General features: G+C 65.1%; 22 protein-coding genes and 1 riboswitch. Of the genes, 4 read left to right on the top strand and 18 right to left on the bottom strand.

Features of this window, described 5'->3' with window-relative positions; all coding sequences use genetic code 11:
* Nucleotides 1-59: 59 nt before the first annotated feature.
* Complete coding sequence (locus G6032_RS12670; RefSeq protein ID WP_165282521.1) at nt 60-1358, bottom strand: hypothetical protein; 1299 nt, start codon at nt 1356-1358, stop codon at nt 60-62.
* Between the two features lie 247 nt (nt 1359-1605).
* Between G6032_RS12670 and G6032_RS12665 the strand changes: the two genes are divergently transcribed.
* Nucleotides 1606-3330 carry an MFS transporter gene (locus G6032_RS12665; RefSeq protein WP_165282520.1) on the top strand — a complete coding sequence of 575 codons (1725 nt, stop codon included), beginning with the start codon at nt 1606-1608 and terminating at the stop codon, nt 3328-3330.
* Between the two features lie 25 nt (nt 3331-3355).
* Here G6032_RS12665 and G6032_RS12660 read toward each other — a convergent pair whose 3' ends face one another.
* Both G6032_RS12660 and G6032_RS12655 read right to left on the bottom strand, forming a co-directional pair.
* Nucleotides 3356-4435 (bottom strand): ketoacyl-ACP synthase III, encoded by a 1080-nt coding sequence (locus G6032_RS12660; RefSeq protein ID WP_206211976.1) that lies wholly within the window; start codon nt 4433-4435, stop codon nt 3356-3358.
* Nucleotides 4436-4504: 69 nt separating this feature from the next.
* Entirely contained in the window at nt 4505-5761 is a 1257-nt protein-coding gene (locus G6032_RS12655; RefSeq protein ID WP_165282518.1) for a cation:proton antiporter, read from the bottom strand.
* Nucleotides 5762-5918: 157 nt separating this feature from the next.
* On the opposite strand from G6032_RS12655, the gene ppk2 reads away from it, so the two are divergent.
* Nucleotides 5919-6794, top strand: coding sequence for a polyphosphate kinase 2 (ppk2, locus tag G6032_RS12650; RefSeq protein ID WP_165282517.1), 876 nt, complete (start codon nt 5919-5921; stop codon nt 6792-6794).
* A gap of 27 nt (nt 6795-6821) precedes the next feature.
* Here ppk2 and G6032_RS12645 read toward each other — a convergent pair whose 3' ends face one another.
* Complete coding sequence (locus tag G6032_RS12645) at nt 6822-7538, bottom strand: autotransporter outer membrane beta-barrel domain-containing protein (RefSeq protein ID WP_165282516.1); 717 nt, start codon at nt 7536-7538, stop codon at nt 6822-6824.
* Nucleotides 7539-7689: 151 nt separating this feature from the next.
* On the opposite strand from G6032_RS12645, the gene G6032_RS12640 reads away from it, so the two are divergent.
* Together G6032_RS12640 and G6032_RS12635 are read left to right on the top strand one after the other, a co-directional pair.
* Nucleotides 7690-8622, top strand: coding sequence for a LytTR family DNA-binding domain-containing protein (locus G6032_RS12640; RefSeq protein WP_165282515.1), 933 nt, complete (start codon nt 7690-7692; stop codon nt 8620-8622).
* A gap of 152 nt (nt 8623-8774) precedes the next feature.
* Nucleotides 8775-10505: a TIR domain-containing protein gene (locus tag G6032_RS12635; RefSeq protein ID WP_165282514.1), complete on the top strand. Its 1731-nt coding sequence runs from the start codon at nt 8775-8777 to the stop codon at nt 10503-10505.
* 15 nt (nt 10506-10520) lie between these two features.
* Here G6032_RS12635 and G6032_RS12630 read toward each other — a convergent pair whose 3' ends face one another.
* The 14 genes from G6032_RS12630 to G6032_RS12565 form a co-directional block, all read right to left on the bottom strand.
* Nucleotides 10521-10745, bottom strand: a complete 225-nt coding sequence (locus G6032_RS12630) for a helix-turn-helix transcriptional regulator (protein WP_165282513.1) — start codon at nt 10743-10745, stop codon at nt 10521-10523.
* The gene (locus G6032_RS12625; protein WP_165282512.1) at nt 10742-11164 is read right to left on the bottom strand and encodes a hypothetical protein; all 423 of its coding nucleotides are present in this window, start codon (nt 11162-11164) and stop codon (nt 10742-10744) included. Before G6032_RS12625 ends, G6032_RS12630 begins: the two co-directional genes overlap by 4 nt.
* A 182-nt stretch (nt 11165-11346) precedes the next feature.
* Nucleotides 11347-12723 (bottom strand): hypothetical protein, encoded by a 1377-nt coding sequence (locus G6032_RS12620; protein WP_165282511.1) that lies wholly within the window; start codon nt 12721-12723, stop codon nt 11347-11349.
* 80 nt (nt 12724-12803) lie between these two features.
* Nucleotides 12804-13793, bottom strand: coding sequence for a CDF family Co(II)/Ni(II) efflux transporter DmeF (dmeF, locus tag G6032_RS12615; protein WP_165282510.1), 990 nt, complete (start codon nt 13791-13793; stop codon nt 12804-12806).
* Between the two features lie 23 nt (nt 13794-13816).
* Nucleotides 13817-14392, bottom strand: coding sequence for a TMEM165/GDT1 family protein (locus tag G6032_RS12610; RefSeq protein ID WP_165282862.1), 576 nt, complete (start codon nt 14390-14392; stop codon nt 13817-13819).
* Between the two features lie 5 nt (nt 14393-14397).
* A riboswitch (yybP-ykoY riboswitch) is annotated at nt 14398-14568 on the bottom strand.
* Nucleotides 14569-14636: 68 nt separating this feature from the next.
* Complete coding sequence (locus G6032_RS12605) at nt 14637-16856, bottom strand: hypothetical protein (protein ID WP_165282509.1); 2220 nt, start codon at nt 16854-16856, stop codon at nt 14637-14639.
* Between the two features lie 110 nt (nt 16857-16966).
* Nucleotides 16967-17575, bottom strand: coding sequence for a hypothetical protein (locus tag G6032_RS12600; protein WP_165282508.1), 609 nt, complete (start codon nt 17573-17575; stop codon nt 16967-16969).
* On the bottom strand, nt 17572-17799 hold the full coding sequence (locus G6032_RS12595) for a helix-turn-helix transcriptional regulator (protein WP_165282507.1): 228 nt from the start codon (nt 17797-17799) through the stop codon (nt 17572-17574). Before G6032_RS12595 ends, G6032_RS12600 begins: the two co-directional genes overlap by 4 nt.
* A gap of 304 nt (nt 17800-18103) precedes the next feature.
* The gene (locus G6032_RS12590) at nt 18104-20017 is read right to left on the bottom strand and encodes a multiheme c-type cytochrome (protein WP_165282506.1); all 1914 of its coding nucleotides are present in this window, start codon (nt 20015-20017) and stop codon (nt 18104-18106) included.
* Nucleotides 20014-20703: an aquaporin Z gene (gene aqpZ / locus G6032_RS12585; RefSeq protein WP_165282505.1), complete on the bottom strand. Its 690-nt coding sequence runs from the start codon at nt 20701-20703 to the stop codon at nt 20014-20016. The genes G6032_RS12590 and aqpZ overlap by 4 nt, the downstream gene beginning before the upstream one ends.
* Nucleotides 20703-22229: an arylsulfatase gene (locus tag G6032_RS12580; RefSeq protein ID WP_240902287.1), complete on the bottom strand. Its 1527-nt coding sequence runs from the start codon at nt 22227-22229 to the stop codon at nt 20703-20705. Before G6032_RS12580 ends, aqpZ begins: the two co-directional genes overlap by 1 nt.
* Before the next feature lie 84 nt (nt 22230-22313).
* Nucleotides 22314-24083, bottom strand: a complete 1770-nt coding sequence (locus tag G6032_RS12575; protein WP_206211975.1) for an amidohydrolase — start codon at nt 24081-24083, stop codon at nt 22314-22316.
* Between the two features lie 39 nt (nt 24084-24122).
* Nucleotides 24123-24929: a transporter gene (locus G6032_RS12570; protein ID WP_165282504.1), complete on the bottom strand. Its 807-nt coding sequence runs from the start codon at nt 24927-24929 to the stop codon at nt 24123-24125.
* Nucleotides 24926-26842 (bottom strand): amidohydrolase, encoded by a 1917-nt coding sequence (locus tag G6032_RS12565; RefSeq protein WP_240902286.1) that lies wholly within the window; start codon nt 26840-26842, stop codon nt 24926-24928. Before G6032_RS12565 ends, G6032_RS12570 begins: the two co-directional genes overlap by 4 nt.
* Nucleotides 26843-26849: the final 7 nt, after the last annotated feature.

The following is a 26849-nucleotide window of genomic DNA, read 5'->3' as shown; positions in this document are numbered from 1 at the left end:
ACGTTTAACTTCTACCATTCGCCGGTTCGGGGCTGGCTGGATTCGCTAAGTCGGAGACCTCAATAGGCGGCATCGAAACCCAGCAGGATGTAGTTTTCCTTGCTCTGGTGACCCACGAACGGCGGGCCGTCGCGTTCCTCGCTGAGCAGGTCGACGTTCATCTCCAGCACCCCCTTCAGGTTCCGCATGAAGTAGTAGGAGACGCCGAAAGTCAGGGAGTTGATATCGATTCCTTCATAGATGGTCGCCGTGTCATCGAAATCGCTGGCGTCCGCATAGTTGTACAAAGCGGAGAACACCCAGCGGTCACTGGCGATATAGTCGATGCCGGCGAAACCGCCGAACCAGTCGAAGTCCGCGGTCGGATCGGCATCCAGGAACTCGTCCCACTGGTTCCAGAGAACTTGCGCGAACCAGTGCGCCTTGCTGCCCGCCGTGCCGGAAACATCCAGGCCGTAGATCGTCTTGTCGGTATCGCGACCGCCTCGCTCCGTGCCAGCGAATCCGGCGGCGCTGCGCTGTTCTCCTACCAGGCCGAACAGCCCGATATTGACGCCGCCGAGTTCCCCCCCGATGCGGCCGAAGAAATTCTTCTGGGTATCGTTGTCGAAGAGCCTGTCGGGACGCCGGTAGCCGGGGCTGTTGATGCTCGCGTTGCTCTCGATGCCATTGCCGTTGGTCAGGCCGATGGCGACGTCCAGCGGGCCAACACCTCGATCGAGGATGATGCCGCGATCGTACGTGATCCCTGCCGCGCGATACGCGTAGAAGTCCTGGAATGTCAGGCGGACTTCGCGCGGGAACATGAGATCCGACACCTGGAACTGGCCCAGCATGCCGCTCACGCCGCTGCCGGCGATATCGGCATAGCTGAACCAGGCATCCTCGATGATGACTTCACCGTTGCCGCCCTTCTCGGCGAATATTCCATAGAAGTAATAGCTCACGTTCTCCGACAGCGGTGCGCTGGACAACAACTTGACGAGATAGGGCGCCTGCACGTCGAAACTCGAGTCGGCCTCGGCCAGTCCCGTCTCCAGGTCGATGGCCTCGGCATCGCGGCCCTGCACGAATGCCTGCGCACGGATCGCCAGCGGCAGGCTGCCAGGCAAAGCCAGCTGGTTGTCACCCAGGTCCCGCGTCGTCTCGCGCCACTGGGGCAGGCGCATGTTGTTCCCTGCGAAGTACTCACCGAAGGCATTCAAGCGGGGAAACGCGCTGTGGCACATCACGCAGCTGATGTCGTATTGACGGGCGAAAGCGGGCATGGCGGGGGTGGAATTGGACCACGCCAGGATCGCCGTGGCCGCGACGGTGCACAGGATACCGAGCAGGCAGGCACGTAGTTGACAGTTCATTTCGAGACTCCCCGTGGACGCATCGAGCCCGGGCTGGGCTCGTTACTTGCAGTAAAGCTGATATATGGCGCGCCGGGATTGATGTGGGTCAACGAATCGCTGCGGATTGTTCGGTGCCCTTCAGCCCATGCATTCCGCCTCCCGCCGCTCAACAGGTGATATCTTCGCGTGCATGCCGATGCAGGCTGCCCGTGGGGTGGCTGCTTGCGGGACAGGCGCCGAGTCTCCGGAAAGAAAAAGGATAGTCATGGCCGCGACCCTGGTTCTCGCCGACAGCAGCCGCGTGCGCTTCCTGTCATCTTCGTCGATGTACTTTGCGCAGGGCATTCCGCAGGGTTTTTTGAGCATCGCCATCCCGGCCTGGCTCGCCAGCCTGGGCGTCAGCGCAGGCGACATCGCTTCCTACCTGGCCGTGATCGTGCTGCCCTGGGCCTTCAAGCTGGTGGCGGGGCCTTTCATGGACCGCTTCGAATTCCTGCCGATGGGCCGACGCCGGCCGTGGGTGCTGGGGGCGCAGCTGGGACTCACGTTGTCATTCCTGGCGCTCACGCTGGTGCGCCAGCCGGACGAGCAGATGGGCCTGCTGATGTTGATCGGGGTGCTGATCAACAGCTTCGCCGCCACCCAGGACGTGGCCGTGGACGGGATGGCGATCGATCTCACGCCGGTGAACGAACAGGGGCGCCTGAACGCCTTCATGAGTTTCGGCAAGGCGATCGGCTGGGCGGGCACGGCGGCCGTCTCCGGCGTGCTGCTCGCAACAGCGGGCATGGCCGTCACCGCGCTGGTGGCCTCGGCGGTGTCGGGCGTGTTGTTGCTGGCTTTCGTCTTCGTGCTGGAGCGCCCGGGCGAGCGGGTGCTGCCCTGGAGCGCCGGCAAGGCCGGGTCCCGGCACCAGCCAGGCAACTCCTTCCGCGCGGTGTTCGCCGGGCTCAACGCGGTTCTGTGGACGCGCGCGAGCGTGGTGGTGATGGCCATCATGCTGTTCGACGGACTGGTCTCCGGTTACGGCCATGCGCTGATGCCCGTGGCCGCGGTGAACCTGTTCGGCTACACGGCGCCGCAGTGGTCGCAACTGGTGGCGATCATGGGCCTGGTCGGTGCCGTGGCCGCATTGAGCCTGGGACCGATGATCGACCGCTTCGGCGTGAAGCGCATGTTGATCCTGACCACCGCCGTGGTGGGCGTACACGCCTTCATGCTCGCGCAGACGCAGTTCATGTGGGAAAACAGCGCCTACATCCGCGTGATGTTGTCCGCCTGGGTGCTGATGTCGCCCGTGGTGATGGTCTGCGTGATCGCGCTGGCGATGACGGTATGTTCCAGCGCCGCGTCGGCGACGCAGTTTGCGATCTACATGTCGACCGCGAACCTGGGCGCGGCGGCGGGCTCGAAGCTGTTCGGGCTGCTCTCCGAACGCTCCGATTACGCCGAAATCTACATGCTGCTGGGCGCACTCATCGTCGTGTTGCTGTTCATCATGCTGTTGCATCGCGCCGACGGTGGCGGGGAGAAGGAGCGCAAGGGTCCCCGGCGCTACACGGTCGGTTCGGTCGGCGCCGAGGCGGGTATTTTCTGGTCGGGCGCGATGCGTTGCCCGAAGTGCAGGTCGGACATGCAGCCGGTCAACTACGAAGGCGTGGAGCTCGATCGCTGCAACTCCTGCCGCGGTCTCTGGTTCGACGCCGGCGAGGTCGAGGCGCTGGCCGGCACCCAGGCGGCCGCGGCGATCGACATCGGCGACGCGCGCGCCGGCAAGCGGCTCAATGCCGTCGACGACTATCGTTGTCCGCGTTGCGGCGGCGCGATGGCGCGCCGGGTGGATCCGCAGCAGCGCCATATCTGGTACGAGAGTTGCATCGCCTGCGAGGGATCGTTCTTCGATGCCGGCGAGTTCCGCGACCTGGCGCAGCTGACGATTGCGGATTTCTTCAAGCGACTCGTGACGCCGCGGCGCAAGAACACCGGCTGATCCGGGGGGCAGGCGCCCGCGAAGCTTACTCGCGGCTGCCGTGTTTCGCCGCGAGATAGCCCTGCACCATCTCCAGCCCGCTGCGCTCGCAAGGCGGCAGGGTCGCGTCAGACTCGCCCAGCGGCGTGACGCGTTCGCCCCAGCGAAGCATCTGCGCCGCCCAGCTCAGGCCGCCGCCGAAACCGGTGAGCAACAGGTTGGCGTGCGGCTTGATGCGTCCCTCCTCGAGGGCCTCGACGAGCGCGACCGGCACGGTGGCGGCCGACATGTTCCCGTAGCGGTGCACGTTGACGAAGCACCGGTCCATGGACACGCCGGCGCGTTTCACCACGGCCTCGATGATGCGCAGGTTCGCCTGGTGCGGCACCACGAGATCGACGTCGTCCGGCCCCATGCCGCAGTCGTCGAGCACGGTCTGGCAGGCCTGGCTCATGCCGACCACCGCGCGCTTGAAGATCTCCTGGCCCTCGAACACCCACTGCGTGTCGCCGTTGACCCAGCCGCGGTTGGCGTAGCGCTGGCCCATGCCGTGCACCAGCAGGATTTCGCGCACCTCGCCGTAGCAGCCCAGCTTGCTGGCCCTGAGCCCTTCGTCCTTGTCCGTCGCCTGCAGCACCGTGGCGGCGCAGCCGTCGCCGAACAGCACCGCGACGCCGCGATCGGTCCAGTCCATCAGCGGCGAGATCAGTTCGCCGCCGATGACCAGCGCGTTGTTCACCACGCCCTGGGAGATCATCGCGGCGGCCGTGGTCAGCCCATAGAGGTAGCTCGTGCACGCCGTGTTCACGTCCATGGCGCCGGCATTCACGGCGCCGATGCGCTTCTGCACGCCGGAGGCGGTGTTCGGCACCTGCTGGTCGAAGCTGCAGGTGCCGAAGACGATCAGGTCGAGTCGTTCGGCGTCGAGTCCCGCGCAGGCCAGGGCACGCTGCGCAGCGACGGTGCCCATGGTCTCCAGCGAGACGTGTGAGATGCGCCGCTCGCGGATCCCGGTGCGACTGGTGATCCATTCATCGTCGGTGTCGAGGAAATTGGCGATGTCTGCGTTGCTCAGCACGGCCGGCGGCATGCACTTGCCCCAGCCTGTAATTGTTGCGTTTCTCACCCCGGCCATCCTGCAGCAAATTTCGCCGATTCTATCCCAGAACTTCCGGGCGGAAAGCGCGACCCGTCCTCAGTCCACGCTCGGTGTAACCTTTTCTATGGCCGGGCGCGCTGCGAGGCCGTGGATGACGACCGAAATGACGACCGTGGCGAGCATCAACGCCCAGACCGTTCCTGCGTCCGGGAAATCCGCGTGGAACACCGCGTAGGCCAGGTAATAGATCGAGCCGATACCTCGAATGCCGAGAAAAGCGATGGCCCAGCGCTTTTCCCACGGCAGTCGCGTGCCGGCGAGGCCGACGAGTCCGGCCGCGGGGCGGACCACGAATAACGTGGCCAGCACCACGAGCCACATGGCCGGGGTGAGCAGGGCGAGGCCTCCGCTGACCGCGTAGGCGCCGATCAGGAACATCAAGACGGCGACGAACACGCGCTCGATTTCCTCCGAGAAGTTGTGCAGCTTGACCTGGAAGTCGTGATCCGCCTCGTACTGGCGAAAAGTACAGGCGGCGACGAACACCGCGATGAAACCGTAACTGGAGACGAGTTCCGCGGCGCCGTAAGGTATCAGCGTGAGGCTCAGGGAGGGTACGCCGGTCATGGTCCGGGCCATCTTGCGGGTTGCCGGCGTGCCGATGATGATTTTCGCCAGCAGGTATCCGGCGCCCAGCCCCACCAGGGTCCCGGCGACCACCTTGTATGCCACGTCGACGAGCAACCAGTCGGCCAGCCAGCCGGCCGGCGCGAGTCCGGCCAGCGCCACGGCGATCGCCAGGTTGGTGAACGGGAACGCCAGGCCGTCGTTGAGGCCCGCTTCGGTGGTCAGCGCCAGGCGGGCCTGTGAGTCGTCGGGTTCCCCGGGCGGGGTGGTTTGTACGTCGGAGGCCAATACGGGGTCGGTCGGCGCGATGACGGCGCCGAGCAACAACGCGGATGCGGGCAACAGGCCGGCCGCCCACCAGCCCAGCGCCGCCGTCGCGGCGATCGTCAGGGGCATGGTCACGGCAAGCAGCCGCCAGCTGATCCGCCACGTTTCCCACGCGAACGGCCGGTTCAGTTTCAGGCCGGCGGAAGTGAGCGCGACGATCACCCCGAGTTCGGTCAGGCGCATGGGCCACCATGCATTGTCCACCAGGTTCGGCAACTCCGGGGTCCCGGGCAAAAGGAAAACCACCGCGCCCGCCGCCATGTACAGCAGTGGCGCGGTGATGCGACGCTGGCGCGACAGCAACCGCGGCAGGATCGCCGCCGCGAGGATGATCGCCCCGACCAGTAACAGGCCGACTTCGTACTGCTGAAGTAAGAACACGCGGCTCTGGTCGTTCATCGCTCGGTCCTGCCCGTCCTGTGTGCGCCGTGGACGCGGGCATGCGCAGTTGGAATACCGACGCGGGGCCCGCGTCGCCGGCTGACTTTGTTTCGCATCAAACAAAAGGTAGCCTCGATGTTTTGCGAGGGCCATCTGTCCGGCCCGGAGGTGGCCGATGTTCGAGAAACCTTTCGACGGCGCGATCAGCCGCTATCTCGAAGAAGAGGCGCCCGAGGCCGTGCGCACCGCGATCGAGGACGGCGGCAAGCGGGATATTCTCGACGAGAGTTATCCCTACGATCGCTGGCTCAAGAAGTCGGACTACGAAGACGAGCTGGACGAGCTGCAGATCGAGCTCGTGAAGTGCCAGCGGTGGGTGCGGGACAGCGGCGCCCGGCTCGTGGCGATATTCGAGGGCCGCGACAGCGCGGGGAAGGGCGGCGCCATCAAGCGCGTGACCCTGAACCTCAACCCGCGTGTCGCCCGCGTCGTCGCGCTGTCGACGCCCACCGAGCGCGAGCGCAGCCAGTGGTACTTCCAGCGCTACGTAGCCGATCTCCCGGCGGCCGGCGAGATCACCCTGTTCGATCGCAGCTGGTACAACCGCGGCGTCATCGAGAAGGTGTTCGGCTTTTGCACGCCGGAGGAGCGGGCGCGTTTCTTCTCGCAGCTGCCGGCCTTCGAGAGCACGCTGGTGAGCGAGGGCATCGTGCTGGTGAAACTGTGGCTCAATGTCGGTCGTGCGGAACAGCTGCGCCGGCTGCTGGCGCGGGAGAGCGATCCGCTGAAGCACTGGAAGCTCAGCAAGATCGATGTGCAGGGGCTGTCGCGGTGGGACGAGTACTCGCAGGCCATCGATGAGACTTTCCAGCGCAGCCACACGCCCGTCGCGCCCTGGACCGTGATCCGCGCCGACGACAAGTACCGTGCACGCCTGGCGGCGATTCGCGCCGTGCTGGGGGCGGTCGATTATGCCGGCAAGAACCACGAACTGGTGGACGAAAATGATCCGGCCATCTGCGGCGGGCCGGAGCTGTGGCGGCCGGCCTGAGCAGGCCGGCCGCGGCATTTACTTGGTTCAGAAGCGATAGCGGAACACGACGGACCAGGTGTCTATGTCCTGCAGCTCGTAGTCCGCACCGAGACTGAGCGAGTCGGTGAAGTTGTACACCACGCGCGCGCCACCGCCGAAGTCATTGTCGAACTCCAGGGCATCGCCCTTACTAACAAGCTCGCCCACCGAGGTGTAGCGACCCCAGGCGTCCAGTTCCCACTGGCCGGTCACCCACTGGGCGCCTACGGTGGCGCCCACACCGCTGTCGTCCTTGTCGTCGATTACGACAGTGCCGAAACCATCCAGCTCGAATTCGTCGAAATCGCCAAACTCGACAAGATCCCAGGTCAGCCTGGCATAGATCGAGCTGTTGTTGGCCGTCGCCCAGCGGTAACCGGCGCCGAGCGAGACACGGTCGAGGTCGAAGTCGGATTCAACCCTGGCCGGCGTAGCGCCCCCGGCGTCGCGTCCGGTCACGTCCAGGGAAGTATTCGAAGTGCCCCATTCGCCGTAAAGGTGCCAGCGCAACGCGATCACCCATGCGCCGCGGATGCCCCAGCCGAGGCCGGTATCGAGCTCGGAGTCCAAAACACTACCCTGGCCGTCGGTTTCGCTGAAGGTGCCCCCACCTGAGGTGCCCAGGAGGCGGACGTCCAAATAGCTGCGCTCCGTGGCGGCCGGGGCGGGGAGGGCTACGAGGAAAAGAAGCGCGGCCAGGCCGCGGTTGAGATGATTTCGCATACGAAAATGTCTCCGGTTGATTCAGGATTCCAGGTCTCGCCGCAGCCGCTCGGGCTACGCCACGTGGCGGGTTTTCGGCACAATACCGGGGTCGATTCAGTGCGCACCGACTTGATGCACGAGCGGCGGGCTTTTTTCACGAACGGCATGCATGACACTGTGGAGCGATTCGATGGCGGGCCTCCCGGCCAGTCCCCACTTGCCGCCAGGCATTCTTAATGCGGGCTTCCTCAAGCTGGTCAGCGTGGCCTTCCTGCTTCTGGGAGTGATTTTCGGCCTGATGCAGCCCGTCGGTTCAGTGGGGCTGGGCAGGGCCGGCGCCGTCGTGTTCTGGGTCCTGCATGCCGTGGCTGCCATTCCCTGCCTGGCCGTCGCGGTCTGGTTGCTCGCCAGGCTTCGGATCCGCCTGTCTCCCTGGGCATTCGTCGTCACGTCGGGCTTCATCGCCACCGTCGGCTTTTCGTTGGCGGCACTCGGGCTGGAGGTCCTGTTCGCGGTGCAGGACAATTACCTGGGCGACATGACAGCATCGGGATTCCCGGTACTCTGGCTGGATGAGTTCGGCGGTGTTGCCCCACCCTTCATGCTGGCCTGGGTGCTCGTCAATCTCCCGCGATTGATGCGGCTGGGAGTCGGCGCCGCCGCGGCTCCGGCCCCGCCCGGTCAGGAGCCTTCAGCAGAAGCCCGCCCGGCCGTATCCGGCGAAGCGCCGCGAGAGATTCCCCGGTCGGTTGTCGAGGGCCCGCCTGGCGGGTTGCTGGGGCAGTTACCGGAGTCCCTCGGTACCGACGTGGTGCTGCTGAGCTCGGACTTGCATTACCTTTACGTCGAAACTCCTCGGGGCCGCACCATGCTGCTGTACAACCTTTCGGACGCTGAGCGCGAACTGGGTGCGCGCGGGATCCGGGTGCACCGCGGCCATTGGGTGGCCGACCGTCATGTTCTCGGACTGCGCCGCAAGGGGAGCCAGCTCGTCTGCCAGCTGAGCGGAGGTCTCGAAGTGCCGGTCAGCCGGCGGCGGCAGGCCGCGGTCGTGGCGCGCTACGGGCGGGACACCCGTTACCATCCGCCCAAACAGCGCTAGACCGGCAGCATGGCGAGCGACGTAAAGAGTTCCTTCCTGGAGCGTCCGTTGACCCCCGTCGAAGCGGGCGACTATGCTGCTGAACCGACGATTGCGTCGTAGCCGTGTTGCCGATGCGGTTTCGGGCGCATACAGGCTGACTGGAGAGCCGCTTGGCCGATATTTTTATTTCCTACTCCCGGCAGGATCGTGCCCGCGTCACGCCGCTGGTCGCGGCGCTCGAGGCCGAGGGATGGTCGGTGTGGTGGGATCCGGAGATCTCGCCCGGTGAGGAGTTCGATTCCCTGATTTCGCGCGAGCTCGACGGGGCGAAGACGCTCATCGTGGTCTGGACGCCGAAGTCGGTCGATTCGCGCTGGGTGCGCGGCGAAGCGCGCGACGCCGCCGACCGTGGCGTGCTCTTCCCCGTGCGCTTCGACAACGCCAGGCTGCCGATCGATTTTCGGGCGGTGCACACCACCGACCTGGACGACTGGGCGGAGGACCCACAGAGCGCCGCGTTCAGGAGCCTGTGTAAGGCGCTCGAAGTCAAGCTCGGCGCACCTGCGCGCCCGGTCGCCGCCCAGGAAAAGGACTCGCGCGTCACCGTGTGCGTGCTGCCCTTCGCCAACATGAGCGGAGACCCGGAGCAGGAGTACTTTTCGGACGGCATCACCGAAGACATCATCACCGATCTCGGCAAGGTGTCGGCCCTGTCGATCGTGTCCCGCAACATGGCGTTCTCCTTCAAGGGCGCGACCGGCGGCGTGGGCGAAATCGGCCGCCAGACCAAGGCGTCGCACGTGCTCGTCGGCAGCGTGAGGAAGGCGGGGGAGCGGGTGCGCATCACGGCGCAGCTGATCGACGCGACCAACGACGCGCAGGTCTGGGGAGAGCGTTACGACCGCGACCTCAAGGACATCTTCGCGCTGCAGGACGAGATCTCGAAGGCGATCGTGGCCGCACTCAAGCTGACGCTGTTGCCGGAGGAGCAGCATGCGCTCGAACAGCGCTCCACCAGCAACCCGGAGGCCTACAAGCTCTACCTGATGGCGCGCCAGTTCTGGTTGCTCGACAACGAGCGGAACAACGAAATCGTGATCCGCATCTGCAAGCACGTGGTCGAGCTGGACCCCGACTATGCGCAGGCCTGGGCGACGATGGCGCTGGCGCAATGGAACCTGTTCACGCACAAGGACCTGCCGATCGACGATGTCCAGCATCCGGCGCGGCGCGCGCTGGCGCTGGGCCCGAACCTGGCTGACGCGCATGCCGCGGTCGCGGCCGCCCACCGCAGCGCGGGCAACTTCGTCGACGGCCTGGCGGCGGCCCACCGGGCCATCGAGCTGGACCCCGGCTCTTATGTGGCCAACAGGATGGCCGGGCTTTGTTGCATGGGCATGCGTGAGTACGACGAGGCGATCCGCTATTTCGAGATTGCCGCGGACCTGATGGAATCAGATTTCACGGCGGCGATGTTCGTTGTCCAGTCATACATGGCCAAGAACGACAGGGCGCGTGCCAAAGATGCGGCGGCCAAGGCCATGACCCGGATCGAGAAGATTGTTGCCGCCGAGCCCGGTCACAGCAGGGCGATCGGCATGGGCGTCTATGCATTGTCGGTGCTGGGACGCAGGGAGCGGGCGGTGGAGTGGGCCACTCGCGCGCGACTGATCGATCCCGACAACTCCAACCTGCACTACAACCTGGCCTGCGCCATGTGCTCGCTGGACGAGCATGATCGCGCCTTGACGATCCTGGAAGGGGTCGCCGAAAAAGCGTCCCAGGGCATGCTGAGCTGGATCGAGGCGGATTCAGACCTGGATCCGATCCGCAGCGACCCGCGTTTCGACGCCATGACCGCGCGGGCCAGGGAACGGCTGATGCAGAAAGTGGAAGGCTGAATCGCCGTCCAGGCCTCACTTTCCCGTCCGGGCTTCCCACTGGAACACCTCGTCCAGCGGCACTTCGAACACCGCGGCGATACGGAACGCAGCCTCGAGGGACGGGGAGTACTTGCCGGCCTCGATGGCGGCAATGGTCTGGCGCGTCACGCCGATCCGCTTGCCGAGCTCGGCCTGGGTCATTTCGCCGTTGTGAAAGCGCAGAATGCGCACCCGGTTGGAGATGGCGCCGTCGATCATGACTGGCGGCGATAGCTGCCGACGGTGACGCCGTAGCTAACGAACTCCGCCAGCACGATCATGAAGATCGCTGCATTGACGATCGCCCAGCCCCCGGTGAAAAAGGGCATCACGATCGCGACCATGATCACGCCACTGATGAGCACGTGGTACGCGTAAGTCACGGCGCGCTGCTGGATCAGGCGGTCCCGTTCATCTGCCGGTGCGCCCGCTTCGTCGGGCGAACTGCGGCGCAACAGGAGGTGGCCGATGGCGAGGATGATCAGCTGGACCACGACGGCGATGGCGAAAAAGCTGAGCTGGCGCAGGTTGGGCAGCATGTCGTCGGGCGGGGTGGTCGCGGCGATGGCGAAATAGGGTCCGAAAGCGACCACCATGGCCAGTAACGCGAGCCATGCGGTTTTTTCTTTGTAGGGCATGCGGCTTTCCTTGTCACCGTTGGCGAAAAGACGATTTATTTTTACTTGATGTTAACTATATTTGTCAACATGGTGATAAAAATTAACACTGCGGGGTGTGCCTGAGGCTCCGCGGGGCGCCATGGGTGGGGCCTACTGGTGTGGCTACGGCGTCCGGTACGGTGCGTCGGCGAGGCGGCGCACTAGGGCGCGGGCGCTTCGAGCGGGCGCTCGAAATCCGGGCTGAAGAGGAACGGGATGCGATATTCGAACCGCGCGGAATCGTAGCGGTCGTCCACCGGTCGATCCTCGGCTCCCGCCTGCGGGTTCCAGATTACTGTAAGAAGCTGCAGGCCCGGGCTGAGGCCCTCGAGCGGCACGACAGCCAAGAGGCCCCGCATGCCGAGGTCCAACCGTTCGCTGGCGATGAATTCCTTGATGTCCACAGCTTCGCCGTTCAACTGCACGGACCATAGCCGCCCGAGGCACGCCGCGCCCAGCGCCGCGTCTTCCCCGGGGCAAAGCTGCTCGAGCAGGAGGTTGTCCCGCAAGGGCTGGTACGGCAGGAACACGCGGACATGGCTGCTGCGCTGCTCGAAGGTGGGGATGATCGGGCGCCCGCGCAGGCGGTCCTTGCCGGTCCGCATGTCTTCGTAGTAACTGCTGCGGAACAGGGGCCCATCGAAGTGATCCTCGTTGAGGTATTCGAACTGGTCGGAAACGGTGAATTCCGCCGATCGTTGAAAGCTGACCTGGCCGATGATGATGATGAAAATGACCCCCAGGACCAGCAGAAACGAGAAGATCACCGGCCGGGTATTACTCTGCAGGGTCAACCGCACGGGCAGCACCAGCCGCTGCGGGATCAGCCAGCTGTTGACGTGACCGAGTGCCCCCACCAGCCAGCGGAACCAACCGGCGCGTCGCAAGGCCGGGATCCGCGCCGCCAGCACGGCGTCCATGAGCCAGCGCAGCAGGGTAGTGCCGCCCGCGATAATCAAGAGGCCCAGGCTGGCGTAGATGATTCCCTGGTTGGTGGCGCCGAACTGCCCGCCGACGAGGCCGCCGGTGGCCGCCGTCACGGTCAACAGCATGGCGAACCAGATGATGGCGATGGCGATGACGCTGATGACCGCGAACAGCGAGGACGCAAACCGGTCGGAACGCTTGATCGCCGTCTGGAGGTCGGGCAGTTTTTGCCGGTATCGCTCGCGGGACAGCGGCCCGACGCCGACTGTGCGGTTCCAGTCGATGCCTTGCGGGAATACTGCCCGCAGCCCGATCAACCCCACCCAGTAGGCGCGGGCCAGCAGGTGCAGCAAAAAGCACGCACCGAGGCCGTAACTCAGCCCCGTGAGCACCGGGACCACCGCGCCGCCGCTGACGACCAGCGTCACCGAGAGGTGCGTGTAGGACTCGGCGTACCGCTCGAACAACCAGCCCGGCAGCGTGAACAAGGCCACCGTGGTCAAGCTCGAGATGATCAGTTCCAGCTCGTCGGTCCGATCCCGCAAGCGGGCCAGTTCGTGATCGCTCGGGCGATCGTTGCCGTCACTTTGCGTAGGGGCTTCGTTCTGCATAGGTGCCTGGTGTCGAGCTGCAGCCTGGAGCAGCGATGATCGTATCACTGTCGTACGGTGACTATGCCCGGACGGCCCGATCACGCCGGGCAGACGTGAATCTCCACGGTCAGGTGTGCGATCTCGTCGTGCTTCGCGAGTTGCTCGTGGACCTGCCGGGCGGTGAGCGCGGCATCGTGTGTCACCAGACTGAGCGCGCAGGCGTAAGCGCGTTTGCCCACCCGCCAGACGTGCAGGTCGGCGATCCGCGTGCTGCTTTCCGCGAGGCTCGATTCGACGTCTTTACGGATCGTCGCGACGACCGGCTCATCCATTTCCCGGTCGAGCAACACCTTGCCGGTCTGCACGATCAGGCCTTTCGCCCAGATCGAGATCAGGATGGCGCCGACGATGCCCATCACCGGGTCGAGCCAGCCCCAGCCGAACAGCAGGCCCCCGGTGAGCGCGATGATCGCCAGCACCGAGGTGGCGGCATCGGCGATGACGTGCACGTAGGCCGCCCGCAGGTTCAGGTCGTGGTGCTTGTGGCCGGCATGATCGTCATGGTCGTGCGCATCGTGGTGATCGTGTGAATGCCCGTGTCCGTGCCCGTGTCCGTGTCCGTGTCCGTGATCGTGGGCGTTCCCGAGCACCAGTGCACAGACGACATTCACCACCAGCCCGAGCACGGCGACGGCGATCGCCTCCTGGTAGTGGATTTCCTGCGGGGCCAGGATCCGTTCGATCGACGCGACGACCATGAGCGCCGCGATCACCAGCAGCAGCAATGAGCTGGCGAAGCCCGCCAGCACCTCGATCTTGAACGTGCCGAAGGCGAAGCGGACGTCACCGGCATAGCGACGTGCCGCGACATAGGCAAAGGCGCTCAGGCCGATGGCCAGCGCGTGGGAGCCCATGTGCCATCCGTCGGCCAGCAGGGCCATGGAATTGAACCACCAGCCCGCGGAGATCTCGACCACCATCATGGTGAGGGTGATCCACATCACCAGCATGGTGCCGCGCTCGGCGGCGCGACTGCCGGAATCGAAACTGTGGCTGTGAGTCCATGCGGTCAGGTCGTGGTGTGACATAGCTATACCTTTCAGTTCCTTGTTCAGAGAGTCATTGCCTCGCCGACGCCAGCCAGTACGAGCATGCCAAGCACGGCAAACGCGACTGCGGCGACGATGCTGATGATCCTGGTCGGCAGACGATGCGACATCCGGTCGCCGATGTACACCGCCGGGACATTGGCGATGAGCATCCCGGTGGTCGTGCCGGCGATGACGAGAAAATACTGTTGCCAGTGCGCGACCATGGCCATGGCGGCGATCTGCGTCTTGTCGCCCATCTCGGCGAGAAAGAACGCCAGCAAGGTGGCCGCGAAGGGGCCGAAGCGCGGCGGCGCGAGTTCGTCGGTGTCCGCCTTCTCCGGCAAGAGCATCCAGGCGGCGACGGCCAAAAACGCCACGCCCACGATCCAGCGCAGGCTGCCCGGCGGCAGCGTCATCGCGAGCCATGCACCCAGGCCCCCGGCCAGGCCGTGGTTGGCGAGCGAAGCCACGAGGATGCCGGCGATGATGGGCACCGGAGCGCGATAACGCGCGGCCAGCAGGAAGGCCAGCAACTGGGTCTTGTCGCCGAGCTCGGCGAGGGCGATGACCCCGGCGGGGATCAGGAAGGCTTCCATCGGATGTCCCGGGCCGGAATCAAGACGCATGACCACGCTGCGTCCCCGGCCGAGCAGAGGCAGCATGGTCAAAGGTCTTGCCAGGTCCAAGGACTGCCTGCACCACGGCCATCCGGCCGAGTATGTTGGCGCAGGCCTCTTCGGGCGAAGAGCGGCTACTCCCCAGTGACCCGATCGATTCTAGCGTCCCGTGGCGACGAACCCGATAGGTATGTACCGAAGGTTTTCCGGTGAGATTCTCGCGTCAGCGAATATCCGGAGGGGGCTCGCTTTGCATCAGGTCGTAACGTGCCCGCTCGGCTTTAAGCACGTCGTCCATCATCGCGACGATGCGCTCGGCTGTCGCGTCATCCACGTTCTCAGCCAACATCCAGCGGAGCGCCGGGATCGGTGCCCGCCAGCCGTGCTCGATGGCCCGAGCTGCGGCGGCTTCCGGACTCTCGGCTTCGCTTTCGTCAAGCACGTGCTCGATGTAGTTCTCGAGCAGGGTAATGCTTCCCGTCATTCGGATACGCTGCGCGCGCATCCCGTTCACGAGAGCCTGGATCCGGATCGCAACTTCCATGGCCTCCTGCGGACGCGCCTGGTTGTTGATCGCCATGAGCAGTCCTATGCAGGGCGCCAGTTCCTGCGGCGCGTCGCAGGACGGCATTTCCTGCGGCGAAATGTCAAGCAGCTCTCTCAATCGCTGCTCGGCGGCTGCCGGTTCGCCCGCCGCGATTTCCAGCGACGCAAGCTCGCCGATCACTTGCGTATTGCTCGTCTGCATAAGGCGGGTCGCTTCGCGGTACGTCGCCAGGCCCGCAGCCATGCCCCCCGTCTCGATCGCGCGGCGCGTCTTGAAACCGGCCAGCTCGAGCTCGAGGTCGGGGCTGTCGGTCTGTTTGACGGCATCCATCAGCAACTGTTCGGCGCGCGCGTCGTATCCGAGTGCCTCGAGCGCGGTGGCCTCCTGTACAAGCGTGCTGCGGTGTTCCGGATTCAGCGTCCGGGCGTGCGCGAGGGTGCTGGCCGCGTCGGCGAGTCGCCCTTGTTGCAAGTCCACGAGGCCGGTCGCGGCCCAGGTCATGAACCATTCCGGCGCCACCTCGCGCAATTCCCCCAGGTAACGCTCGATCGCCGCTTCGTCCCCTTCGGACAGTGCCCACATGACCTGCCGGTAGACGATGACAGGCGACAGCGGGTCGACCGCGTAGGCGCGCTGGAGGGCATCGCGGCCGGCCTCGTAGTCCGGGAATAGCGTGCCGACCAGCCACAGGTGCGCGAAGGCGTTGTTCGGATTGATGGCCACCGCGCGCTCCAGCGCGGCTCGCGCCTCGTCGCTCCGTTCCCTCGCATCCGGTCCCTGGCCGAGCAACAAGCCCTTCACGGCCCATGCATCGTCGCTGTCGGGATCGATCTCGAGCGCGCGTTCCAGGGCCCTGTTGGCCAGGGGGCCGGTTTCGTCCAGGCTACGGTAGTTGTAGTTGTCCAGCAGGGCATAAACCATGGCGATCCCCGCGTAGGGCGGCGCGTACTCGGGATCTACCAGGATGGCTTGCTGGAACTCCTCGAGGGCACGACGGAGGCCCTCGGGGGTGCGCAGGCGCGCGTGGAATTGGCCGCGCAGGTAGAGGTTATAGGCTTCGACGTCGCCCTTGGCGCTCTGGCTGATGACCTCCGTGTCTCCGGGCAGCAAGGTCCTGCGCAGCGCCCGCACCACCTCGGTGGCGATGTCGTCCTGGATGGCGAAGATGTCGTCCAGCCGGCGGTCGTAGGTGTCCGACCACAGGTGGTAACCGGTCCGCGCGTCGATCAACTGGGCCGTGACCCGCACCCGGTCGTCCTGGCGCCGCACGCTGCCCTCGAGGATGTTCGCCACGCTGAGGCGTTCGCCGATGGCGCGCAGGTCCTGGTTCTGGTTCTTGAAGGCGAAAGAAGAGGTGCGCCCGGCCACGCGGAAATCGTCGATGCGCGCCAGGACGTTGAGGACCTCTTCGGAAAGGCCTTCCGAGAAATACTCATTATCCGGATCTTGCGACATGTTGACGAAAGGCAGCACCGCGATGGACAGGTCGCGCGGCTCCATCGACGGCGTCCCGGCCGGCGCGGTTGTCGCCATGCCCGGCGTGGTCTCGCGCGCGCCGAACATGTTCCAGGACAGCAGCGCGATGGCCAGCAGCAGCACGATGATGGTCGCGATATTGAGCTTTCGTCCCGCTTCCGCCGAGGCGCGGCCGTCCGTTCCTCCGTCGCGGTCGCGCCTGATTCCTTCGGGCGTGATCTCGAAGGCCCAGGCCAGCACGAGGGCGAAGGGAAAGCCGAGCGCCAGCACGATCGCCAGCAGCCGCAGCGAACCTTCCGGCGCATCGACGATGCCGAGCAACACGTCGGCCACCTGCAGCACCAGCCAGGCGCCCGCACCGTAGAACAAGGCGATGCGGATGACGTTGCGTCGCTTCAGCTCGGAGAAGAAAGATGGCATGCCGTGATCCCGTGCTCGTTCGTCAACGCTGCTTCCGTCAAGGACGCGATCAAGCCTACAGGCGGCAAGTCAAAACGCCAACCGCCCCGGAGGTTGCGCGGGGCCCGCAGTCAGACGACCTCCACCTCGTGGCCGCCGCGCAGGAAGAACACCGCGAGCACCAGCAAAACGACCGGGAACAGGAAGATGTTGACGACGCCGAGCACGACGGTGAACTGCAGCAGGCAGCAGGCCAACAGCAGCACCGCGAACACCTTCAGCAGGGGCGGAAGTTCGATCTTGCCCACCAGCAGGACGATCGACAGGATCGAGGCGAGCACGGTGTAGACGAACAGCCCTGAAATCGCGATGACGGCGCTTGTCGTGCCCAGGGCTTCGCGGGTGGACTCCGCCAGGTCCGGCGTGAACGCGAGGACGACGTCGAACAGCACCGTGGCGTGAAACAGGCCCACGACGATGGCCATGAGCAACAACATGATGGCAGGCACGCCGCCGTGCAGGTGTTCCAGCAGCACCTTGCGCAGGGCGAGGTAAATATAGATTTCCATCACGCCGATCAGGACGAACAGGGCGTCCCGCGCGCTGACGCGATTGAGGTCGGCGATGAACGCGTCGAGGAGGGATTGTTCTCCCAGGCCGAGCGTGGACACCCAATAGATGGGAAACAGCACGGCGAGCGCGATGGCGGTGTAGCCGGGCAGGGCGTAGGTACGGTTCATCGTGGGTCTCCATGCGGACCGTCGGGGACGTACTCGAGCAGGTCGCCGGGCTGGCAATCCAGCGCCCGACAGATGGCTTCGAGCGTGCTGAAGCGGATCGCCTTGACCTTGCCGGTCTTGAGCAGGGACAGGTTGGTCATCGAAACGCCCACTCGCTGCGACAGTTCCGTCAGCGACATTTTTTGCCGGGCCAGCTCGATATCGAGGTTGATGCGGATGCTCATTTCGTCCCGCCAGCGCCTGGGAAATGAATAACAATAATTAATTTACGTTAATCATAATATTAATTACGAAAAGGATGTCAACCCCAAGCGCGGGGCAGCCCCCCGGCTGGCGCCGGGAGGCATAGGGAGACTCAGCTCGATGTCACTGCGCCCGAAAGACCGTGCGCCCGTCCTTGATGGTCTCGATCACCCTGATGTCCTTGATTGACATCGGATCCACCGCCAGCGGATTGCGGTCCTGGCGGCGATGGTGTTGCTGTAGGAGCCTGGACGTCTCAGCGTACAGCCGCCTCGAGACTTGTGGTCAGCGTCCTTTGAGGTCCTCGCGGAGGGTGAGGAGAACAGGGTCTTGCGGCATGGCGGCGAGGGCTTCTGCAAGAGTTGCGCGAGCAGCTTCTGCGCCGCGGGTGGCGGCGGCGATCCGCACGAGCATGATCCAGGCTTCGACACGCTGGCCGTCGAGGTAGACGGTTTCGCGCAAGGCGGCTTCGGCCTGAGGCAACGCCCGCAGTGTCAGGGCTGCGCCGGCCAGCTGCAGGTGGGTCTCCGGAAAGTCGACACGGCTGGCCAGGGCGGCGCGCCACTCTGCCATGGCTGCATCCAGGTGTGCCTGCGTGGCTCGCGGCAGCCGCGCGATCGGTGCGCCCAGCAGTGCTTGCGCGGCTGCCATCCGCACACTGCGGACCGGATCGGCCAGCGCCTCGAGCAGGCGCATGATCTGCTGCTCGGGCGGGGCGGAGCGCTGCAGCCGCACTGCAGCGGCCCGCAGCAGCGGATCTCGATCCGACAGTAACGGCGCGAGGCGCTCGGCCAGCGCCGGAGTGGACGCGCCCTCGAGCAGCCACATCGCGCTGGCCCGCACTATACCGGCTTGCGTTCCGTCCTCGGCAAGCAAAGCCAGGTCTTCTTGCGCGGCCGTCGGATCCGCGCGACCAGCGGCGAGGACGTGCCCGAAATGCCGCCCGCGGTTGCGACTCTCGGGGTAGCGCGCCACTATCTCTGCCGCTGCCCAGTCGAATGAGCGACCAGTGTGGCAGCGGGTGCATGCATCCGGCGCACCGCTTACGGCGGACAGATCCGGGCGCGGGATGCGGAAGGAATGATCCGCGCGCCAGTCATTGCCCATGTATACGCTCTCGGGGGTGTGGCAGTTCTTGCACTGAGCGCCCGCAGAGTCCGGCGCGTGGAAGTGATGTGCGGGGGTGTCGTACTCTGCCCGCCGGACGGTCGGGAAGTCAGGGTTGCCGGCAGGCGCATGGCATTGTGTGCAAATGGCGTTGCCCTCGGCGGGAGGTCTCCCGCTATGGGCGTCATGGCAACTCAGGCAGCCGACGCCCCTGGCGTACTTCTTCGCCTGCAGGAAGGAGCCGTAGACGTAGACCTCATCCAGGATCTGGCCGTCCGCGTGGTAGAGGCCAGGCTGCAGGAGCGCGAGGCCATAGGCATCGTAGTACGGCATGCCGGGGAGGGGAGAAGCATCGTCATGTGCTTCGCGCCGGGAATGGCAGCTCGCGCACTGCTGGATCGTCGCTTCGGTATCTCTGAAGGCCTGGGTAAAGCCATAGGCGTCGAGCCCCGGCGTTGCCTTCCATGACTGTTGCGACTGTGTCCATTCGAGGTGCGCCGAGCCCGGCCCGTGGCAAGCCTCGCAACCCACTCCGATCTCGCTTTGCGTAGAACTGTAGCGGCGCGTTGCCGAGTCATAGTTCTTCGTGAAGCCGGTCGCATGGCACTCGGCGCAGCGGGCATTCCAGTTCTTGTAGGGGCCGGTCCAGTGGAGGCCGTCGTCAGGGGACAGGACCTGGTCCGGATACAGGTGGAACCAGCGATCCTCCTGCGTATTCCAGACCACGTCAAAGCTTTGCAGCCGACCGGGCTCGGTCTCGAGCAGGTACTGCTGTAGCGGTTCGATTCCGGCCACGGAATGTACGCGGTAGTCGGTCGTGACGCCGTCGCTTTCAGTCACCGCCACATGATAGCCGTCGGCCTCGATGCGAAATCGGGCGACCATGTCCCCATGGCGGAACTCGGTGCCGTCGAAATCAGCCGCCACCGTCTCGTGAGACGGCAAGGTCCAGGCCAGCGCATGATGCGAGCCAGCCCAGGCCTGCGCTGCCTCCACGTGGCAGGCAGCGCAGGCCTTGGACCCTACATATGCAGGCGCGCCTTGCGCGAGGGCAGATGCCGCGAGGAACGTTGCGGCAAGAGTGTTGCTCAATCGTCGGACTTGCCAATGAAACGGTAAACAACTGCCCCAAGAGCTCCGCCGATAAGCGGTGCAACCCAGAAGAGCCAGAGTTGCGCAGTCGCCCAGTCCCCGACGTAGAGCGCCACGCCGGTGCTGCGCGCCGGATTCACCGAGGTGTTGGTCACCGGAATACTGATCAGGTGAATCAATGTCAGGCACAGGCCAATTGCTATCGGCGCGAAACCAACTGGGGCGCGTTTATCGGTGGCGCCGAGGATGACAATGATGAACATCATCGTCATGACGATCTCGGTGATCAACGCCGCCTGCATCGTGTAACCGCCCGGCGAGTGCTCTCCGTAACCATTCGAGGCGAATCCGTCGGCAACGTCAAAGCCGGCCTTGCCGCTGGCGATCAGGTAAAGGATCCCTCCCGCCACGATGCCGCCAACCACCTGGGCGAGGATGTAAGGGATGAGTTCCTTTGCCGGGAATCGCCCGCCCGCCCACAGACCGACGGAAACGGCCGGGTTGAGGTGACAGCCTGATATGTGTCCGATCGCATAGGCCATGGTGAGTACTGTGAGGCCGAAGGCAAGCGACACACCCAGGAGGCCGATACCGACTTCAGGGAACGCTGCCGCAAGCACTGCGCTGCCACAACCGCCGAGAACCAGCCAGAACGTTCCGACAAACTCTGCCGCATATTTTTTCATCAGCGTGCTCCGGGTTGCTTACGCATTCTCTGCAGGACGGAGTTCAGGTCGTCCACCTTGGGAGAAAAACTCGGCTGCCGCGGAGGAAACTCCTCGAAGCTCTCGACGAAGCTCGCCAGCTGCATCATGGCTGGGCCGAACAACCACGCACGATTTTCCTGCCACTCCTCATAGCCGCGGGCCTCGTGAAAACGCTCGAAGGGGTCGAGATCGAGGTTGGTGATATACGGCGTGCTCAATACGGTCTGGCCGGAATGAAACCACTGATCCTGCTTCGTATACATCAGTTTCCATGGACCGTAGCGGAGTCCATGGAAGGTGGTTTCGGTGAAGTAGTAGTAGTCCATGCGCTTCGATTCACCGTTGCGCAGAACCAGCTCGCTCTGGTCGTAGCCGTCGAGATGAACTTTGTATCGGCGTGCGCCGACCTTTTTGCCGGACTTCAATTCGTCCTTCAGGTCGGGCTGGCCGAGAAAAGACATGAAGGTGGGCACCCAGTCTTCCATGCTCATGAATTCGCCCGTAGCCACGCCCGCGGGAATGCGCCCGTCCCACTTCACCATCACCGGGACCCGATAGCCGCCTTCGTAGCCGCCCGCGCCCTTTTCGCCCCGGAACGGATGATTTCCGCCATCCGGCCAGGAGTTGGACGCAGCCCCGTTGTCGGTCGCGAACATCACGATCGTGTTTTCGGCCACGCCGAGCTCGTCCAGCAGGTCGAGCAACTCCCCGACAATATCGTCGAGTTCAGCCATGCCATCGGCATATACGCCGAGGCCCGTCTTGCCGTCATACTCCGTCGAAAGGTTGGTCCGGTAGTGCATGCGCGTGGTGTTGTGCCAGACAAAAAATGGCTGGCCGGCGCCGACGGCGTCGCGGATGAAGCGCTTGGACTGTTCGAGAACTTCACTCTCGAGGGTGCGCTGGCGTTCCCGACCGAACGGACCCAGGTCTTTCACTTCTTGGCTGCCATCGGCCAGCCGCCGCGAGTGAATCACGCCGCGTTGCTTGTCGAAGCCGAAGCGGGCGATGGCTTCAGGGTCTTGCGGATAGTCGATCTGCTCGGGATATTCACCGGCATTGAGATGGTAAAGAATGCCGAAAAACTCATCGAAACCATGCGCAGTCGGCAGGTACTCGTCGAGGTCGCCGAGGTGGTTCTTGCCGAACTGGCCGGTGGCGTACCCCATGGGTTTCAGCAGCTCAGCGAGCGTCGGGTCTTCCTTCTGCAGGCCCTGCGGCGCGCCCGGCAGCCCGACCGTGCTCAGCCCGGTTCGCATCGGGTACTGGCCGGTGATGAAGGAAGCGCGGCCGGCGGTGCACGATGCATGCGCGTAATGGTCCATGAAAATCATGCCATCGGCAGCGATGCGGTCGATATTGGGTGTGGTGCCGCCCATCATGCCCCGGTGGTAGGCACTGATGTTCCACATGCCGACATCGTCGCCCCAGATGGCCAGGATGTTGGGGCGCTCTGCCTGCTGCGCATGCGCCGTGCCGGCGATAAACAAGGTGAGCAATATCAACAGCGTATGCGTTCTTTTCATGATTCTCTCCAAATGGGATATCAAATGAGGAATTCTTGTTTTAAGTTTGTCGCGTGCGCGCTGTCATTCGGCCCGATAGACCGTACGCCCGTCCTTGATGGTCTCGACGATCCGGATGTCCTTGATTGACATCGGATCCACCGCCAGCGGATTACGGTTCAGGATCACCAGGTCGGCGACCTTGCCGGCCTCCAGCGAGCCCTTGCTGTCCTGCTCGCCATACTGCTCGGCCGCCCATAGCGTCATCGCCTTCAGCCCTTCCAGCGGCGTGATCCTTTGGCCGGGCCCGATCTCGTCGCCGGCCCGGGAGACGCGGTTGACCGCCGACCAGAGCATGAACATCTGGTCGAGGGGTACCACGGGTGCATCGGTGTGGTTGGTCGGCCGCAGGCCGGCGTCGATCGAGTCGCGGATCGGGCTGATGTACGCCGCCTGCTCCGGCCCGCGGTTCGCAATATGCGCCTCCGCGAAATAGTAGGTGTGCAGCGTGTAGAAGGAGGGCCTGATCTGGTACTCGACGAAGGCGTCGATCTGGTCGCGGCGGGTGAACTGGGCGTGGATTGCCGTGACGTTGCGGTACCGGGTCGGATCGTCGGCCGCCGCGAACTCGTGGGCCGTGATCAGCGAGTCGATCGCCGCATCGCCATTGACGTGGAACGTCACCGGCACGCCGAGCCCATAGACCTTTTTCAGGCCCTGGTTGATGACTTCCTGCGGGGCGAACAGCTCGCCTTTCCAGTTCTCCTCGCCGCTCGGGCCGCCCGTCAGGTACGGCGTCGTGAAGGCAGCGGTGCGGCCCTGTGGAGAGCCGTCGATGGTGATCTTGACGCCGCCGATCTTCAGTCGCTTCCGGTACTCGCCCCACAGCTCGAGCGGGAACTCGGCCAGGATCTTGTCCACGTCGGTGATGAAGGGGAAGACCACGACATCGATGCTGTGGGCGCCGGCGTCCGCCGCGCGTGTGAGCGCCTGGAGCTGGTGCAGGTGCGTGGCGCCTTCCTGGGCCGTGGTGATACCGGCTGCGGCGTACATGCGGTGCGCCGCCTGGGTTCCCGCGATCTCCTGCTCCGGCGTAAGCGGCGGCGTCTGCTCGAAGACCGGGAGGAAGGCGGTCTCCATGATCAGCCCCCAGGGCTCGTTCGTACCCGGCTTGCGGACGATGACGCCGCCCGGCGGCGTTTCGGTCTCGGCGCCGATGCCGTAGTGCTCGAGCGCCCGGCTGTTCAGCACCGCGCCGTGCATTGAGATGTGGTCGACGCGCACCGGGTTGTCCGGAAAGGCCGCATCCAGGTCGTCACGGTTGAGCAGGCGTCCGTCCGGCATGACCGTGTCGTCATAGCCGTACGCCATGATCATCTGCCCTGCAGGAATCTCACTCGCGGCGGCGAAACGCTGGAGCTCGGCGACGATGCTGTCGACATCGGCGCCCGGCCCGGCCGGCGGTGGGTACAGGTTGACCTGCTCGGCCAGGAACAGGGCATTGAAGTAGTGGCTGTGGCCGTCGATGAAGCCGGGCGCCATGGTGCGGCCTCCCAGGTCGATCACTTCGGTCGCATCGGTATGGTGGGTGAATACCGTCTTGGCCCGGCCTGCGGCGAGAATCCGGCCGTCCGCGACTGCCAGCGCTTCGGCGACCGTGTTGTCGGCGTCCAGTGTCAGGATGTCGCCGCCGTAATAGATCACCTCGGCGGCCTCGACCGGCACCGCCACCGCCACCTCCGCTGGGCTGCTCTCCTGCGGTTGGCCGCAGGCAGTGAGCGCCGCCGTGCCGATTGCAGCAACCAGGGCAATCCGCGCGATCCTCAGGACTTCGAGCAAAGTGGCCATGTTCATTACCCCCTCATCTGCCCTGCGGTGTTATCGCCTGCGTCTTCACCTCGGGAACAGCAGCGTGATCACGACACGCGCACCCCAGCCTTCCGCGCCCGCGTCCGGGCTGTCCACGTAGTAGCGGACGCCGCCGCCGATGCTCACGAGCTGGTCACCGATTTTCGTCACCTTCGACGCGACCGCGACCACCGGAAAGTTCCACTGCTCGCCCTCCCAGTCGTAGGTGCTCTCGGTCTGCAGCGTGAAGGTCCAGGCCTCGGGCGTGGTGTACGAAACGAACGGTTGCAGGAAGGTGGCATTGATGTCACCGCGCGCGCTATCTCCAGCGAACGAGACGAGATGATTGACGAGCCCGCCATAGGTCCACGGACCCTGTTGACGCAGCGCCACCGCCGTGGGGCCCACGCCCCACTTCTCCGCGCCGAGCAGTTCATCCGTCGCGGTCGGCAGCAGGAGGGCCGGACCGACCCCCCAGATCCAGCCGCCGGCGGTCGGCTCGACGGGCGAGAAGAACGCGCTCTGCACGATGTCGCCCAGCCCGCTCTGCCCGCCTGCGCCCGGGAAGATGTCGTCCTGGTCGATGAGCGGCACGATGGTGCGCGAGATGAGGTTCCAGTCCTCGTTGAGGCTGAGCGGGATGACCGGCTGGATGTTCAGGTTCCAGCGCTCCCCTTCGTCCGCGGGACCGATGTTGCTGTCGTAATTGAACTGCATCGGCACGCTGATCAGGGCGGCCACTGGGTTGGCGAGCTGCTTGGCGAGGTCCTGCTTGCTCTCCTGCGCCGCGCCCTGGGTAGCCGACAGGCCGCCCAGCGCGAGGGCGACGATAGCTGCTTGGAAAGTTCTCATTGTTGTTGCTCCGTGGTCGCCGGCATGGCGCTCAGCATGGCGGTGGTCAGGTTGAGGATTCCTTCACTCATGCAGGTGGCCGTCGCGGGCGTGCTGCGGCGGGGCAAGAGGGGGTTCGCGAAACTGGGCTGGCCGTCGTAGTGGCCGAGCGCGGCGAGCAGCCGCGTCATGGCAGGATTGGTCACCGGGTCCGGTGTGGACGAGGCGGCCGCGCCTTCGAGCGCGAACACTGTCGTGCCGTTCTTGATCGTCTCGAGCACCTTGATCTGGTCGATCGTCTCCGGGTCGATGGCGGTCGGATCGGCCGAGAGGACCACGAGATCGGCAAGCTTGCCGGCCTCGATCGAGCCCTTCCAGTGCTCCTCGTAATGCTGCCAGGCCGGCCAGATCGTCATGGCTTTCAGCGCCGTGATCACGTCGACACGGTGCGCCGGCCCGATGATGTCCCCGGAGCGCGAGCGGCGCGTGACCGTGGCGTCGAGGATGCGCATGGAATCGGGAAACGCCACGGGGGCGTCATGGTGCGAGCCGAACTTCATCCCGCGCGCCACGACCCAGCCCGTTGGCGAGATGTTCTCGGCGCTCACCGGCCCGAGGGTGTGGTCGCGGTGCCAGTCGCCCCAGTAAAAGGTGTGCATGGGGAACAGCGACGGGAAGATGCCGAGCCGATCGTACGACTCGACCTGGTCCTGGCGCAGGAACTGGCCGTGGATCAGCACGTCGCGGCGACCGGTTGCCCCATGGGTCTCGCTGGCGGCTGAGTGCGCTGCGATCAGCAGGTCCGAGGCGGCCTCGCCGTTCGAGTGCGTGAGAATCTGGACGCCGTTTTCGTAGGCCCAGTCGACCGCGTCGATCACCTGCTCGTTGGTCACGGCGGGATAACCCACGTAGCCCGGCGGATAATCGCCGACGGGAGCGTAGTACGGACGATCCCGCCAGGCCGTGAAGCCTTGCGGCGAGCCGTCGATGGTCAGCTTCGCGCCGCCGAGGCGATAGCGATTGTGGTAGTTGCGGTCGGCGTTTTTCGCGATGTAGTCGCGATCGACCAGGACGTCGCCGTAGGCCACCACGTCGATCGCCAGGCCGCCCTCATCGGCGACCGCGCGCAGGACATTGGCGGTGCCCGGCGACGTGCGGCCCTCCTGCCCGGTCGTGTAGCCGTAGCGCGCCCAGAGTTCGCTGCCCGCACGGACCATCTGTCTTGCGCCGGCCTCGCCGACACGCGGAATCAGCTTGATCAGCGCCGCGAAGAACGCCGTCTCTTCGACCACGCCGTCGGGCTCGCCGTCCTCGCTGCGGCGGATGATGCCGCCGGCCGGGTTCTTGGATGCCGCAGTGATGCCGGTTTCCGCAAGCGCTTTCGAGTTCATCGCGCCGATATGGCCGGACTGGTGGACGAGCACGATCGGCACTTCGGTGGATACCGCATCGAGATCCTCGCGAGTTGGGTGCCGGAGTTCGGCCAGCTGCGCGTTGTCGTAGCCGAAGCCGATGACCAGGTCGATCTGCTCGACGATCTTGCTGTTGGCCGCCATCCATTCGCGAATGACGCGCTGCATGGAGGCGATGTCCGCGACCTCGCCGTCCGGGGGCGCCAGCATGTTCGCGGACAGCGCCTGCAGGCCGCCCATAAAGACGTGGCCGTGGCTGTCGACGAAACCGGGCACCATCGCGCGGCCTTCGAGATCGACCACCTCGGTGCCTTCACCGCGATGGGCCATGACCATGTCCGCAGCACCGACGGCGAGGATCCGTCCGTCCTTTACGGCCACGGCCTCGGCGCGCATGGCGGCGTCGTTCATGGTCAGGATGGTGCCGCCGGTCCAGATCCGGTCGGCGGTTTCGCCGTGAGCCGGTGGGGCGACCAGGGCGCCAAGGGCGGTCAGCATTACGAGGGCTGGGTTGATACGCATGGGGCAG

It is taken from the genome of Wenzhouxiangella sp. XN24 (genome assembly GCF_011064545.1).
Taxonomy (GTDB): Bacteria; Pseudomonadota; Gammaproteobacteria; order Steroidobacterales; family XN24; genus XN24.
The sequence above is the reverse complement of the archived record's forward strand: the minus strand, read 5'-3'. Positions and strand labels throughout refer to the sequence as shown.

What these genes read in the sequence shown, in the direction of transcription:
- G6032_RS12595 (WP_165282507.1), bottom strand. Translation starts at nt 17,799, where the DNA reads ATGAGCATCCGCATCAACCTCGATATCGAGCTGGCCCGGCAAAAAATG.
- G6032_RS12670 (WP_165282521.1), bottom strand. Translation starts at nt 1,358, where the DNA reads ATGAACTGTCAACTACGTGCCTGCCTGCTCGGTATCCTGTGCACCGTC.
- aqpZ (WP_165282505.1), bottom strand. Translation starts at nt 20,703, where the DNA reads ATGAAAAAATATGCGGCAGAGTTTGTCGGAACGTTCTGGCTGGTTCTC.
- G6032_RS12600 (WP_165282508.1), bottom strand. Translation starts at nt 17,575, where the DNA reads ATGAACCGTACCTACGCCCTGCCCGGCTACACCGCCATCGCGCTCGCC.
- G6032_RS12625 (WP_165282512.1), bottom strand. Translation starts at nt 11,164, where the DNA reads ATGCCCTACAAAGAAAAAACCGCATGGCTCGCGTTACTGGCCATGGTG.
- G6032_RS12630 (WP_165282513.1), bottom strand. Translation starts at nt 10,745, where the DNA reads ATGATCGACGGCGCCATCTCCAACCGGGTGCGCATTCTGCGCTTTCAC.
- G6032_RS12610 (WP_165282862.1), bottom strand. Translation starts at nt 14,392, where the DNA reads ATGGAAGCCTTCCTGATCCCCGCCGGGGTCATCGCCCTCGCCGAGCTC.
- G6032_RS12570 (WP_165282504.1), bottom strand. Translation starts at nt 24,929, where the DNA reads ATGAGAACTTTCCAAGCAGCTATCGTCGCCCTCGCGCTGGGCGGCCTG.
- G6032_RS12645 (WP_165282516.1), bottom strand. Translation starts at nt 7,538, where the DNA reads ATGCGAAATCATCTCAACCGCGGCCTGGCCGCGCTTCTTTTCCTCGTA.
- G6032_RS12605 (WP_165282509.1), bottom strand. Translation starts at nt 16,856, where the DNA reads ATGCCATCTTTCTTCTCCGAGCTGAAGCGACGCAACGTCATCCGCATC.
- G6032_RS12565 (WP_240902286.1), bottom strand. Translation starts at nt 26,842, where the DNA reads ATGCGTATCAACCCAGCCCTCGTAATGCTGACCGCCCTTGGCGCCCTG.
- G6032_RS12620 (WP_165282511.1), bottom strand. Translation starts at nt 12,723, where the DNA reads ATGCAGAACGAAGCCCCTACGCAAAGTGACGGCAACGATCGCCCGAGC.
- G6032_RS12575 (WP_206211975.1), bottom strand. Translation starts at nt 24,083, where the DNA reads ATGAACATGGCCACTTTGCTCGAAGTCCTGAGGATCGCGCGGATTGCC.
- G6032_RS12640 (WP_165282515.1), top strand. Translation starts at nt 7,690, where the DNA reads ATGACACTGTGGAGCGATTCGATGGCGGGCCTCCCGGCCAGTCCCCAC.
- dmeF (WP_165282510.1), bottom strand. Translation starts at nt 13,793, where the DNA reads ATGTCACACCACGACCTGACCGCATGGACTCACAGCCACAGTTTCGAT.
- ppk2 (WP_165282517.1), top strand. Translation starts at nt 5,919, where the DNA reads ATGTTCGAGAAACCTTTCGACGGCGCGATCAGCCGCTATCTCGAAGAA.
- G6032_RS12655 (WP_165282518.1), bottom strand. Translation starts at nt 5,761, where the DNA reads ATGAACGACCAGAGCCGCGTGTTCTTACTTCAGCAGTACGAAGTCGGC.
- G6032_RS12665 (WP_165282520.1), top strand. Translation starts at nt 1,606, where the DNA reads ATGGCCGCGACCCTGGTTCTCGCCGACAGCAGCCGCGTGCGCTTCCTG.